This is a genomic window from Winogradskyella sp., from assembly GCF_013042245.1.
GTDB lineage: Bacteria > Bacteroidota > Bacteroidia > Flavobacteriales > Flavobacteriaceae > Winogradskyella.
On record NZ_JABDQL010000076.1, the window covers coordinates 1 to 13,392 of the forward strand.

Annotated in this window: 14 protein-coding genes, 3 tRNA genes and 1 pseudogene; 6 read left to right on the forward strand and 12 right to left on the reverse strand. The window is 32.7% G+C overall.

Translation table 11 applies throughout. The features are described 5' to 3' along the window. Positions 1-249 precede the first annotated feature (249 nt). From rpsT to proS, 3 genes are all read right to left on the reverse strand, one after another. Positions 250-501, reverse strand: coding sequence for a 30S ribosomal protein S20 (gene rpsT / locus HKP48_RS06410; protein WP_296344017.1), 252 nt, complete (start codon positions 499-501; stop codon positions 250-252). A 27-nt stretch (positions 502-528) separates the two neighbouring features. Beyond that, a tRNA-Glu gene (locus HKP48_RS06415) sits at positions 529-600 on the reverse strand. 146 nt (positions 601-746) lie between these two features. After that, entirely contained in the window at positions 747-2,225 is a 1,479-nt protein-coding gene (proS, locus tag HKP48_RS06420; protein WP_296344019.1) for a proline--tRNA ligase, read from the reverse strand. A 101-nt stretch (positions 2,226-2,326) separates the two neighbouring features. Here proS and HKP48_RS06425 point away from each other — a divergent pair, with 101 nt between their 5' ends. The 4 genes and pseudogenes from HKP48_RS06425 to HKP48_RS06440 all read left to right on the forward strand — a co-directional run. Beyond that, complete coding sequence (locus HKP48_RS06425) at positions 2,327-3,352, forward strand: hypothetical protein (protein ID WP_296344021.1); 1,026 nt, start codon at positions 2,327-2,329, stop codon at positions 3,350-3,352. Positions 3,353-3,384: 32 nt separating this feature from the next. Beyond that, on the forward strand, positions 3,385-4,908 hold the full coding sequence (locus HKP48_RS06430) for an outer membrane protein transport protein (RefSeq protein ID WP_296344023.1): 1,524 nt from the start codon (positions 3,385-3,387) through the stop codon (positions 4,906-4,908). A gap of 264 nt (positions 4,909-5,172) precedes the next feature. Next, positions 5,173-5,334: a hypothetical protein gene (locus tag HKP48_RS06435; protein WP_296344043.1), complete on the forward strand. Its 162-nt coding sequence runs from the start codon at positions 5,173-5,175 to the stop codon at positions 5,332-5,334. Between the two features lie 61 nt (positions 5,335-5,395). Then, positions 5,396-5,631 (forward strand): annotated as a pseudogene (locus HKP48_RS06440) (transposase); the annotation flags it as partial. Positions 5,632-5,959: 328 nt separating this feature from the next. Here the strand turns inward: HKP48_RS06440 and HKP48_RS06445 are convergent. The 6 genes from HKP48_RS06445 to HKP48_RS06470 form a co-directional block, all read right to left on the reverse strand. Then, on the reverse strand, positions 5,960-6,406 hold the full coding sequence (locus tag HKP48_RS06445) for a sterol desaturase family protein (protein ID WP_296344025.1): 447 nt from the start codon (positions 6,404-6,406) through the stop codon (positions 5,960-5,962). Positions 6,407-6,419: 13 nt separating this feature from the next. Then, positions 6,420-7,259 (reverse strand): phytoene/squalene synthase family protein, encoded by an 840-nt coding sequence (locus tag HKP48_RS06450; protein ID WP_296344027.1) that lies wholly within the window; start codon positions 7,257-7,259, stop codon positions 6,420-6,422. Between the two features lie 12 nt (positions 7,260-7,271). Continuing rightward, the gene (gene crtI, locus HKP48_RS06455; protein WP_296344029.1) at positions 7,272-8,729 is read right to left on the reverse strand and encodes a phytoene desaturase family protein; all 1,458 of its coding nucleotides are present in this window, start codon (positions 8,727-8,729) and stop codon (positions 7,272-7,274) included. Between the two features lie 3 nt (positions 8,730-8,732). Continuing rightward, positions 8,733-9,635, reverse strand: a complete 903-nt coding sequence (locus HKP48_RS06460) for a MerR family transcriptional regulator (protein ID WP_296344031.1) — start codon at positions 9,633-9,635, stop codon at positions 8,733-8,735. A gap of 106 nt (positions 9,636-9,741) precedes the next feature. Beyond that, positions 9,742-9,827, reverse strand: a tRNA-Leu gene (locus tag HKP48_RS06465). A gap of 52 nt (positions 9,828-9,879) precedes the next feature. Then, positions 9,880-9,952: transfer RNA gene (locus tag HKP48_RS06470), tRNA-Lys, on the reverse strand. Positions 9,953-10,083: 131 nt separating this feature from the next. Here HKP48_RS06470 and HKP48_RS06475 point away from each other — a divergent pair. After that, the gene (locus HKP48_RS06475; RefSeq protein ID WP_296344033.1) at positions 10,084-10,605 is read left to right on the forward strand and encodes a shikimate kinase; all 522 of its coding nucleotides are present in this window, start codon (positions 10,084-10,086) and stop codon (positions 10,603-10,605) included. Here HKP48_RS06475 and HKP48_RS06480 read toward each other — a convergent pair. From HKP48_RS06480 to HKP48_RS06490, 3 genes are read right to left on the reverse strand one after another with little or no spacing between them, the layout of a single operon-like run. Continuing rightward, positions 10,597-11,100 (reverse strand): phosphoribosyltransferase domain-containing protein, encoded by a 504-nt coding sequence (locus HKP48_RS06480; RefSeq protein WP_296344035.1) that lies wholly within the window; start codon positions 11,098-11,100, stop codon positions 10,597-10,599. The two genes, HKP48_RS06475 and HKP48_RS06480, sit on opposite strands and share 9 nt — an antisense overlap. A 2-nt stretch (positions 11,101-11,102) precedes the next feature. Then, entirely contained in the window at positions 11,103-11,693 is a 591-nt protein-coding gene (locus HKP48_RS06485) for a methyltransferase domain-containing protein (protein ID WP_296344037.1), read from the reverse strand. Beyond that, positions 11,680-12,051 carry a S4 domain-containing protein gene (locus HKP48_RS06490; RefSeq protein ID WP_296344039.1) on the reverse strand — a complete coding sequence of 124 codons (372 nt, stop codon included), beginning with the start codon at positions 12,049-12,051 and terminating at the stop codon, positions 11,680-11,682. The genes HKP48_RS06485 and HKP48_RS06490 overlap by 14 nt, the downstream gene beginning before the upstream one ends. Positions 12,052-12,178: 127 nt before the next feature. Here HKP48_RS06490 and HKP48_RS06495 point away from each other — a divergent pair, with 127 nt between their 5' ends. After that, entirely contained in the window at positions 12,179-13,252 is a 1,074-nt protein-coding gene (locus HKP48_RS06495) for an FKBP-type peptidyl-prolyl cis-trans isomerase (RefSeq protein WP_296344041.1), read from the forward strand. The last annotated feature ends 140 nt before the right edge of the window (positions 13,253-13,392 follow it).

A 13,392-nucleotide genomic window follows, 5' to 3' on the forward strand; every position in this document is an offset into this window, starting at 1 on the left:
TAACGTTTTTTGCTTTCTAAGAAGGTTGTTCAGTTCAACAACAGTTTCTTTAATGTTTAATACCGCCTTTTTTCCCATAGGTAAATATACGAAATATATACGGCAATACATAACTTAAACGGTATAAAGCACTAGTTGGAAAGTCTTCTATTATTTAATAAGAAATATAATGGGCTAAGAACTAACGCTAGAAAATAAAAAGTCTCTCATTTCTGAGAGACTTTTTTATATTGTAAATAAAGACGGCTACTATAATGCAGTAACGTGCTTAGTTAGTTGAGATTTTAAGTTGCCAGCTTTGTTAGAATGAATAATATTCTTTTTAGCAAGTTTGTCAATCATACTAACTACCGATGGTAACATAGTTTGAGCTTCTTTAGCATCTGTCAACTCACGTAGCTTTTTAATAGCATTACGTGTTGTTTTATGCTGATATCTATTAAGTACACGTCTTTTTTCGTTACTTCTAATTCTCTTTAAGGCTGACTTATGATTTGCCATGTTTATTTTATCTTTATTAAAAAATTGTAGCCCGTAGGGGAATCGAACCCCTCTTACCAGGATGAAAACCTGGCGTCCTAGCCGATAGACGAACGGGCCATTTATTTACTTTGATTATAAACCTTTTTGTTACGAGTTTTAAATCAATCTAAAATTTAAATGAACAACAATGTTTTCCATTGCGGATGCAAAAATACAACTATTTTTAAATGTTGCAACACCTAAACAATTTTTTTTCAAAAAAATTAGTAAGCCTTTGCAAATAGTACACGTTGCTTAGAAGGATTACCTGTGTAAATACATTTTCCTTCCTCAATTTTACTATCGTACGGGATGCATCTAATCGTCGCTTTAGTGAGTTCTTTTAATTTGTTTTCAGTATCTGCGGTACCATCCCAATGTGCAGAAATAAATCCAGTTTTAGTTTCTAGTTGAGCTTTAAATTCTTCGAAGGTATCTACTTCAGTTATGTGTTCATCTCTGAACCTCTTTGCTTTATTAAATAACTCTTCTTGAATAGTCTTTAATAATTCAGAAATTTTATCCTCAATACCTTCAATCGAAACGATTTCTTTGGTCAAAGTATCTCGTCTTGCTAATTCAACAGTACCGTTTTCTAAATCTTTGGGGCCAATGGCAATCCTTAAGGGAACACCTTGTAATTCGTGTTGTGCAAATTTTGCTCCTGGTCTATAAGTGTCTCTATCGTCAAACTTTACACTAATATTTTTAGACTCTAAAGCTAATTTTAAAGTTATTACTACTTTCTTTATAGCTGTAAACTGTTCATCATTTTTAAATATAGGGACAATAACAACTTGATTAGGTGCAAGATTAGGTGGTAATACCAATCCTTTATCGTCACTATGTGTCATAATCAAGGCGCCCATTAAACGTGTAGACACGCCCCATGATGTCGCCCAAACATAATCTTGTTTTCCTTCTTTATTAGTAAACTTGACATCAAAGGCTTTTGCGAAATTCTGTCCTAAAAAGTGAGAGGTGCCTGCTTGTAAAGCTTTGCCATCTTGCATTAAAGCTTCAATACAATGGGTGTCGATTGCACCAGCAAAACGTTCGCTTTCTGTCTTTACTCCTTTAATTACGGGCATAGCCATAAAGTTTTCAGCAAATTTAGCATAGACTTTATTCATTTGCTCAGTTTCAGCAATGGCTTCCGCTTCGGTAGCATGAGCGGTATGGCCTTCTTGCCATAAAAATTCTGCTGTACGTAAGAAAAGACGAGTACGCATTTCCCAGCGTACGACATTTGCCCATTGATTTATAAGTATTGGTAAGTCTCTATAACTTTGTATCCATCCTTTATAAGTATTCCAAATAATAGCTTCACTAGTAGGTCTTACTACAAGTTCTTCTTCTAGTTTTGCTTCTGGGTCTACACGTAGCTTACCTTCGTTATCAGGGTCATTTTGTAATCTATAATGTGTAACAACAGCACATTCTTTAGCAAAACCTTCAGCATTTTTTTCTTCTGCTTCAAAGAGGCTTTTTGGTACAAAAAGTGGGAAATAAGCATTTTGATGTCCTGTGGCTTTGAACATACGGTCCAATTCATTCTGCATCTTTTCCCAAATAGCAAAGCCATAAGGTTTTATGACCATACAACCTCTAACTGCTGAATTTTCAGCTAAATCTGCTTTGACGACTAATTCATTATACCATTTTGAATAATCCTCAGTTCTTTTTGTAAGATTTTTGCTCATTATCTGTAATTTGGCACAAATGTTGTGCTTATGTTAAAAGAAAAAATAGTTGGGCAAAACTAACTATTTTTGCATTGTTCAACAATTAAATCATTAGAGATATGCGATTTACTTTTACACTCAAAAAATTAATAGCACCTTTCATGGTATTGGGCAGCATTTTACTGCTCTCTTCTTGCGGGGCTTATCAATACGTTGGATACGATAACGACGGAATTTATAATTCTGATCGCGTAGTTGTTGTTGAAGTTGAAGAGGCTGCAAATAGTAGAATCGATTCTCAAGCCTATTCAGATTATTTTGCTGGTCAAGCTATGGATGCACAACTAGCGAGAGAAGAGTCCGATATATTCACAGATATTGATTCTTACAGCAGTGGTGTAGTAGAAGAGGAAATTGTTGATATTCCCGGAAACTACGCCGGATGGGGACAAGTCAATGACCAAGTTATAGTTAATGTCTATGATAACGGATGGAACAACTGGGGTTGGGGTTGGAATGACCCATGGCTTTGGAACGGTGGTTTTGGCTGGGGCGGATTTGGTCCAGGTTGGGGCTTTGGATGGAATAGGTGGAATCGTTTGGGTGGTTTTGGTCTAGGCTGGGGCGGTGGCTTCGGTTGGGGTTGGAATAATCCCTGGAACTGGAATGGTGGCTTCGGTTGGGGATGGAATAATTTTGGATGGAACAATGGTTTTTATCGTAATGACCGTTTAGCTTTTAACAATGGAAGAAGAGGAGCAATTGGGAACAGATCTTTAGCTCAACTAAATAGAAGAAGTTTAACAAATTCTAGAAATAGATTTAGTACTAGCAGAAGAATTAGAAGTGGTAATAATACATCTTCAAGAATAAGAAGAGGTACTGTAGGTTCACGCTCAGGTTCAGGGACAAGAGTCCGAAGCGGCACAACGAGGTCTGGGAGTGGAACACGTGTTAATAGATCATCAACTAGACGCAGTAGCACCGGTACAGTTAGACGCTCATCATCTTCTACAAGAAGTTCTGGAGGTAGTGTAAGGCGATCTAGTAGTTCTTCACGCTCATCAGGTAGTGTTAGGTCTTCTAGAGGTGGTTCTAGTTCTTCAAGAGGTGGAGCCTCAAGAGGTGGCGGAAGACGAGGATAAATTTCAAAAAAAGTTTAGTTAAATAAAATATTATGAAAAAAGTCATTATACTATTCATAACAGTATTTTCATTGTTTTCTTTGAATGGACAAGATTTTACTGACGCATTAAGATTTGCACAAGATGAAATTAGCGGTACAGCCAGATTTAGAGCTATGGGTGGTGCTTTTGGAGCACTTGGTGGAGATATTTCTGCTATAAATGTAAATCCTGCAAGCTCAACGATATTTAATAGAAGTAAGGCTTCATTTACTTTTGGGTTTTCCTCTAGGAACAATACAGTGAATTATTTTAACAGAAGTTCAAATTCTAAAGATGATAATTTTAATTTAGCTCAAGGTGGTGGTGTTTTTGTGTATGAAAATAGTAATCCAAATTCAAAATGGACTAAATTTTCTATGGGTGTTGCATACGACCAGACTAATGATTTTAATGATAATTGGTTAGCAAATGGTGTTAATCCAAATACTTCCATCGGTGACTATTTTTCTGGTTTTGCAAATGGCTTACCTTTAGGTGATATTTCTACTTTACCTGGAGAAACAATTAACGAGGCTTATAGAGATATCGGAGAAGTGTTTGGTTTTGATTATCAACAAGCTTTTCTTGGTTTCGAATCTTTTATATTAGAACCAGAATCTGATACAGACGATAATACGGTTTATAACAGTAATATCACTGGCGGAAATTACAACCAACGATACGCATTAAATTCTACAGGTTACAACGGTAAAATGGCGTTTAATTTTGCGGCTCAGTATGATAATAAAATTAATCTTGGCCTAAACGTTAATGCTCATTTTTTGAATTACGAGCGTGTTACGGTTTTTGATGAAACTAATTCTAACAACACCTCTATAGTTTCTGCTGTAGGTTTTGACAATACGTTGTCGACCACAGGAGCTGGTATTTCCTTTCAATTAGGTTCAATAGTAAAAGTAACGGAAGAGTTTAGAGTAGGGTTAACATACGACTCACCAACTTGGTTTCGCGTTAACGAAGAAACATCTCAATTTTTACAAACAACAGTCGATGGTTTTGATAATCCAATAATTTTAAGTCCAAATATTATAAATATTTATCCAGAGTATAGGCTTCGTACACCAGGAAAGATTACTGGTAGTTTTGCTTATGTTTTTGGAGAAAAAGGCTTGTTGAGTTTTGATTATTCTCGAAAAGACTTTAGTCAAACAATATTTAGACCAACAAATGACCCTTTTTTTGCATTTCAAAATGACCAAATTTCAAACTTATTGGGTGTTTCAAATACCTATAGGTTAGGTGGAGAGCTACGACATAAACAATTTAGTTTTAGAGGTGGTTATAAGGTTGAAGGAAGTCCATATGAGGACGATAGTTTTGTAGGTGACTTAACAGCATATTCTCTTGGATTAGGCTATAATCTTGGGAACCTAACAATAGATTTAGCTTTTACCCAAGCTGAACGAGAAGAGAATAATACGTTTTTATATTCTAGTGCCCCAACATTTAACGAAACGGCTAATGTAGACACTAGATTTACAGACGTTGTATTGACATTAACATTCGGAATTTAGAATGCATTATATTAAAAGTATATTGAGCCTCTAGTAGAAATGTTAGAGGTTTTTTGTAAGGTTTTTAAAAAAGCTTCTATTATTAAACTAATGCCTAATCTACTTTTGTTATTAATTTAATTTGGTTTTTTGAAGATGTGAATCTTTTCGGTATGTTATGTCCTTATAAGTGTAAAGCTTATAAAAGTTCTCATAATTTTAATTCATATACAAAAACCTGATTATATCTACTTCCAAGAAGATGAAGCAAACAAAGTTTATCTTATTGAGAAAGGGAAAGTAAAGATTGGCTATTATAATGAAAATAGACAAGAAGTTGTCAAAGCCATACTTTGTAAAGGTAAATTATTTGGACAAAACGCTATCATGGGAGAAGATAAGCGAGATGAATTCGCTCAATCGATAGACAATAATACTTCTATATAGAATTATTACATTAGACTGGATACAAAGAATAGAGATTTAAAGTTAACTTAAATAACTTTGAATTATAAAAAAACAGAAACGTAATTACAATACTACATTTAAACAAAAAGCAGTTGAGTTAAGCTATGCTCGAGGCAATGTTAAACAGGTTTGTGAAGAATTAGACATACCTTATTCCGTGTTGTTTCGTTGGCGAAAAGAACAGAAAACCTATGGGAAAATAGTTTTCCAGGCAAAGGGAATCTCAAACAAACCGATGAACAAAAACAAATATCACGTTTAAAAAAACAATTAAAAAATCTGTATATCCTTAAAGTGTAATAATCAGAATGTATCTGTCATTTCGAGCGTGGTCACAGAGCGTGGTCGAAGTGTAGTCGATAAATCTAAGTTATTGATTTGCAATACATTTCGACTTTAGTTTATGCTGAGGACAGTCGAAGTGCTCAATGTGACAGAATGTGTTTGAAATCTAAATTATTACTGATTACGGACATACAATTTAAAAAATATCCAATTAGAAAGTGATATCTTAAAAAAGGCGAAATAGTGGTAGATAAATCTGATGCGGTTGATTGGTTTTCTGATAAGGTGCAAAAAGAAATAGACTCACTTTTAAAAGAAACTATTTATAATATTTAAAAGGCACAATAAGCATACCAAAGTTTTCACCTTTATCTTTACCTAAGTGTTTATGGTGAATTTTGTGTGCACGTCTCACACCTCGAGCGTATTTGTTATCTATATTTCTTAACCATTTAAAACGCTGGTGAATAAAAATATCGTGAACTATAAAATAGGCGAGTCCATAGGCCATTATACCTATGCCTATTGGTAAAAAGTACCACAGATTGTGCTCTCCCCACAAGTACCAACAGCCCATACTTACTACAGCATAAAAGATAAAAAAAGCATCATTACGCTCAAACCAACTATTATGGTCCTTGTGATGATGATCTCTGTGTAAATTCCAAAGAAATCCGTGCATGATAAACTTGTGGGTAAACCATGCGTTAAATTCCATTATAAAAAAAGTGGCTAAGAATATTAAAATCCAAAGAAATACTTGCATCGCTGAAAAAATTTTAGAGCAAATTTAATTGATATTTTACATAGCTACGTGTCAAGAGTTCTACTTTTTTGTAGTCGGGTACTCTTATACGAGTAGATTTAATTTCTAAAGCTGGGGTTTTCTTAAGTTTATCAAGTAGTTTACTGTAGTATCTGTAAGCCATGAATACTCCGAAACGTGCTTCTAATGGAAGCTTTTTAATACCAGCAAGTCCTTTTTCGAAGTCACTTTCAATATCTTTAATTATAGCATGTTTAGAAGCTTCATCTAAATGATTTAAGTCTGTATTAGGAAAATACGTTCGGCTTAAATCTTCAAAGTCTGCTTTTAAATCCCTGAGGAAATTTACTTTTTGAAAAGCAGAGCCTAAACTCATTGCAGAATCTTTTAATTCATCATATTTTTCGTTGTCACCTTTTACAAAAACTTTAAGACACATTAAACCAACAACGTCTGCAGATCCATAGATGTAGGCTTTATATTCTTCATCAGTAAGGTAATCTTGTTTATGTAAATCTTGTTGCATGCTTTTCATAAAAGCATCTACCATATGCCTTTCTACACCGTATTTATGGTACGTTTCCTGAAAAGAGTTTAGAATAGGATTCAAACTTATTTTCATTTCTAAAGCATCCTCTAAGTCTTTGGAAAACTTTTCGAATAATACATTTTTATCGTAATCATGAAATGTGTCTACAATTTCATCTGCAAAGCGAACGAATCCATAAATGTTATAGATATCTTGTCTAATACTTTCAGAAAGCATTTTCGTAGCCATAGAGAAAGATGTACTGTAAGAAGTGGTCACCAACTTACTACATTCTCTTGAAACGGTATCGAATATTGATTTCATGACTTTTAAATTTTACTTATTGTGTTTATTTATTAAATCTGCTGCCAATTTTCCTGAAATTAATGATGGTGGCACACCTGGCCCAGGAACCGTTAGCTGGCCTGTAAAATAGAGATTGCTCACTTTTTTACTTTTTAGGTTGGGTCTTAAAAACGCTGTTTGCGTTAACGTATTAGCCATTCCGTAGGCATTTCCCTTGTATGAGTTATACTGTTCTTTAAAGTCTTTGACACAAAAGGATTCTTTAAAGATAATATTATTTTTAACCTCCTGTAGGGTTTTTTTCTCAAATCTTTTGATAATGATATCAAAATATTGCTGCCTTAGCATTTCTGTGTCTTCTAAGTCTGGTGCGATTGGTATTAAGAAAAATCCTGTTTCACAGCCTTCTGGAGCCATACTTTTATCAGTTATAGAAGGAAAATTCACATAAAATAATGGGTCTTCAGGCCATTTGGGATTATCATAGATATCTTCAGCATGAGCTTCAAAATCGGTATCAAAGAACAAATTGTGGTGCTCTACATTATTTAATTTCTTATCAAATCCAACATAAAATAATAACGATGATGGTGCAAAGGTTTTCTTTTTCCAATAGCTGTCGCTGTATTGTCTAAATTCAGGGTTTAGTAATGTTTCAGAGTGACTGTAATCTGCGCCACTGAGCACATAGTCAGACTTTATAAATTTATTATTTACAGTAATTCCTGTGGTTTTACCATTTTTAACATTTATTTTTTCTACGGTTGCATTGGTGTTTATTTTAACACCTAGACTTTTAGCCAAATCGCGCATGGCTTTTATTACCTCGTACATTCCTCCTTTAGGATGCCAGGTTCCTAAGCCAAAGTCTGCAAAATTCATGAAACTATAAAACGATGGTGTTTTACTAGGTTTTGCTCCTAAAAATAAAACAGGGAACTCTAAGGTAGATATTAACTTTGGGTTATTGAAATTTTTTCGAACCTGACTACTTATAGTTTTAAAAAATTGATCAACTCTGATCATAGTATCTTTGGTTACTAATTCTAAAGGTGAAAGTCCCGGTTTAAGTACGATCTTGTTAATAGCTATGTTGTAATTTTCTTGTGCTTGTGATATGAATTTCCGCAGAGGCTTAGAACTGCCAACTTCAATACGCTCAAACTCTTCACAAATCTTATCCATAGTGTCTCCAATGGTTATTTCATCATCAGAGAAAAATATTTTGTATGCAGGGCTTAATTTATCTAGTTTATAATAGTCCGAAGTGGATTTGCCGAAGTCGTTAAAAAATTTTTCAAAAATATCAGGCATCCAATACCAACTTGGACCGATATCAAATGTAAAGCCTTCTTTTTTTAATTGTCTTGCACGGCCACCAACAGTTTTATTTTTTTCAAAAACTGATACATCATAGCCATCTTTTGCCAAATAGCAAGCTGCTGATAAAGAAGAAAACCCTGAGCCTATTATAGATACTTTTTTCATATATTACTTAAGCTGGGATACAACTTCTTTTATGGATTTAAATGGTTTAATTTTATTTGGAAGCTTTTCTAAGTCTAAGCTGTTAAGCATCTGTCCTAAAATCCAAAATTCTGCATTTGATTTTTGTAAAATAAGTTTATCAAAATCTTTGATATAATCTTCAATCTCTTCTTTAACTGGTTTAATAGTAAAGTAGGACAAGAAAACAAGATCATCATAATAGTCCAAAATATCAGGCAGACTTTCTAGTGGGACACTTTGCCCTAAAAAAATACAGTTATAATTATGAGATACGATTTGATAATTTAAAAACATTAATCCTAATTCATGGATTTCGTTATCTGGCAAGTATAAAACAAATGTTTTTTTAGACTTAGGTTTAGCGTCAACTTGAATTAATTCTGTATTAATTAAAAGTTTTTGACGAATTAAGGTGGTTAAAAAATGCTCGTGAGCCGGAGTGATGGTATCAGTTTGCCAAAGAAGTCCAATTTCTGTAAGTAGCGGAATGAAGATGTCGTAGAAAACATCTTCAAAAGATTTGTCTCTCAACAAAGATTCGTATGTATTGTAAAACAATACTTGATCAAAATTGAGCATTGATAATTTGAAAGAATTAATAGCATGACTTTCAAGATTGTTTTCTGTAGCTATTTTCCTAACTAAATCTGAGATTTCAATAGAAGTTAATGTTGCTATTTTAGAAATTTTATAACCATTATTGTTTAAATAACTAACATTAAGCATTTTTTGGAAGCTTGCAAGGTCGTAATATCTTATGTTAGTTTCTGTTCGTTTTGGCGTTAGAAGATTATAACGTTTTTCCCATATTCTTATGGTATGCGCTTTAATTCCAGTAAGGTTTTCTAAATCCTTAATACTAAACTTGTTCTTTAAATTGTTCATTTAATTAGGTGAAAGTTTAAACAAAAATAAGTTTTTAAGTTAAATGGGTACTTTATTTAACAAAAATTAAGCAAAGAATTTGGTAAAACTTGAAGTAAGAATAAAGTGCGCACGAGAAGACTCGAACTTCCACGACCTAAAACGGTCACTGGCCCCTCAAGCCAGCGCGTCTACCAATTCCGCCACGTGCGCAAAATAGAAGTGTAAATGTAAAAAAAAAGCTAAGCAAGTTGCTTAACTTTAGTGACTTGGCTGGGGCTCGAACCCAGGACCCTCTCCTTAAAAGGGAGATGCTCTACCAACTGAGCTACCAAGTCAAATTTTATTTCTCTAAATGAGGGTGCAAATATAAAATGTTTAATTAATAAAACAATGCTTTTTTTAGATATTTTTTTGTTTTTTTGTTATGCACTTATCTAGGTGTTTCACAATCAATTTTATAGCGCTTATGATTATAGTTTTAGTAGGATATATGGGTTCCGGGAAATCGACAATTGGCAAGGATTTATCAAAAATTATCGATTATGAATTTATCGATTTAGATACTTATATTGAAGAAAATGAAGAGATGTCCGTATCAAAACTATTTAAAGATAAAGGAGAAATCTATTTTAGGAAAAAAGAAATGCTCTATCTCAAGCAAATTCTAGAGGCTAAAGAAAATATTGTCTTGGCTTTAGGTGGTGGTACACCTTGTTATGGAAATAATATGGATTTGATATCTACTCATAAAAACGTAAAATCCTTTTATTTAAAAGCATCTCTTAAAGAATTAGCAAAACGTTTAAATCCTGAAAAAGAAAATCGCCCATTAATAAGTCACCTTATAAATGAAGATGACTTTATAGAGTTTTTAGGAAAACACCTATTTGAAAGATCAGTTTTTTACTCAAAAGCAAGTATTACCGTAAATACGGATTGTAAATCAATAAATGAAACAGTACAAGATATAGTTGTAAACTTAGTCTAAAAAGGCTTCGTAAGGTTGTTTACTTAGATTAACATTAATATGTTCTTTGAGAGAAGTAGATAAAGATATACCTTTAAAATCTGCTTTAACAGGAAATTTTTTATGATTTCTATTGACTAAGACCGCTGTTTTAAATTTTTTTAAGGGTACGTTTAGAAAGTGCCTAACACCGTATATTAAAGTACTACCAGAGTTTAAGACATCATCGACAAGTATGATAGATTTGTTAGAATAATCTTCAGTTTTTAATGAAGTGGTAATAGTGTTAAGAGGGTTAGACTTATCTATAAAAACTTTGCATAAAATAATATTTAACTCAGATATTTTGTCAAGATTAGTTTTTATTTTTTTTGCTAAGAGAAACCCGTTTTTTTCAATACCTGCTAAAATAACTTGTTTTTCATCGGTATTGGTTTCATATATCTGATAGGCAATTCTCTTAATTTTATTCTGGATTTCTTGATGGTTTAGAATTGTATTTTTTTCTGTAGTCATAATCACTTTTTTTCAAATATAAAAAAGAGTTCTTTATTTCTTCTAGCTTTAATAGAATTGTATGCTTTTTCAATTATATTTATATTAAAACACTCTTTAAAAAGTCTAACATAACTGGACTTATCTCCACCAAAAGGTGGACCATTTTCTGTCAATTCAAAATTAAAAAGTAAACCTACCAGTTTACCTTTTGGATTTAGAATATCAGCCATTTTATGAACATAATCTCTTCGTAATTCTGGATTTAAAGCACAGAAAAAAGTTTGTTCCAAGATTAAATCAAAGCTTATGTTTAGATTAAAAAAATCTTTATGAAGACAATGTTCAGTAGGAAAGTCAGGAATTCTAGTTTTTAAATTTTGAAGAGGACTTATAGCGATGTCTAATACATATGTGTTTTTAAATCCCAATTCCCAAAGGTACTCAGCTTCATAGCTATTTCCTGTACCAGGAACTAATATCCTAATATCTTTATTATTAAGTTGGTCTATATAGGTTTTTAAGGGAGTTGAAATCTTACCAATATCCCAGCCAGTATTTTTGTTCTGATATCTGTTCTCCCAATAATTGCTATTTAAACTACTCCTCTTCATCAGTATAACTTTCTAGAGAGCGGCGGTCTTTTTTTGTTGGTCTACCTGTTCCCTTTTTACGGTAATAGTCTTTACTGTATTTAAGTAATTCTTGAGCTTCAAATTCTGATTTTGGAGTCAAATCAACTCTGTATATATCTACTAATTTTGCACCAACTCGGTTAGGTGGAGTATCATTAACCTTAATTTTATAATTAATTTGGTTCTTTCTAACTGTTATTATATCTCCAATATATACCTCACGACTTGGTTTTATAACAACATCATTAATCTTAACCTGTCCCTTCTTGCAAGCAATTGAAGCTTGATTTCTTGTCTTGTGATATCGTACACACCATAAAAACTTATCTACTCGCATATATTTTAATTAAAAACTGCGTTAATGAGTTTGTACAAAAGTATTATATTATTGTATCTTGCGTCACAAAATTAAGCAATATTGAACCTTGTTTGTGTAATTGCAAACTCGTATTTAAAATATTATAATGAAATTAAGAAATATCCTAGCAAGTGTAACATTTTTTACACTTATTATTTTTGCCTGTTCACCAGATGATTCAGATTTTACACCTGCAGAAGAAATAGATAGAGTAGAGCAGCAAGTAGTTGATGAAGCACTTTTGCAAACCTACTTAAGTACACATTATTATAACTCAGATAACTTCATCCAAGGAGAAAATTATCAGGTAAATGATATTGTAATTGCTAAATTAGAGGATGGACAAACAGTTCCTAGTGGGCATACTCTATTATCAACTGTTGTAGAAGCTTTTAGTACAAATTTTGAAGGGGTCGAATATGTATATTACGTTTTAAAAATTAACCAAGGTGGAGGCAGTACTTCTCCATCTTTTACTGATAAGGTTCGAGTGAGTTATGAAGGAAGCCTTGCTGATGACGGTTCAGTTTTTGATAATCGAATTATACAAGATTTTGATTTAGTTGGTCTAAATGAATTTCAAGGTGTCATTCCTGGTTGGCAAAGAGTATTTCCAAATTTCAATTCAGCTGAAAGTTTTAGTATTTCTGCCAATGGAGAAGTTTTATATGATAATTATGGGCTTGGAGTTATGTTTCTACCTTCTGGTTTAGGTTATTTTGGAAGAGCACTTGAAGGTATTCCTATTTACTCAAATTTAGTATTTAAATTTGCGCTTTTTCAAACTGAAGTTAATGACCATGATAATGATGGTGTTCCTTCTATATTAGAAGATTTAAATAACGATTCAAGTACTTTTGATGAAGATACTGACGAAGATATAATTTCAAATTATGTAGACCCTGATGATGATGGTGATGGTATTTTAACTATTAATGAAGTTTTAGTGAAAACTTATACTGAAGATGAAGCTGGAAATCCATTTATGTCTTATGCAGATGCACAATCTTATTTTGACTCTAACGCTGTTCAGTTTGAGAATTTTGTAAGTATTATTAGACAAATTGATAATACTTATGTTTTGAATACTGTTATTTTACCAAATACCAACAGTTCAGATGTGCCTGATTTACCTGATTATTTAGATTCAACAGTTACAAATAACTTAAGTGATGATTAGATAGTCTACACTAATTAATGCGAATCAAGAGTTAAATATTAGTGTTATAAAGGCTGCGGCTAATCGTCCATAAACATGTAGACTCAGTCCTTTAGTAGATCTCACCTTACTCGCTTTCTGTATATCTGATTTTTCAATAA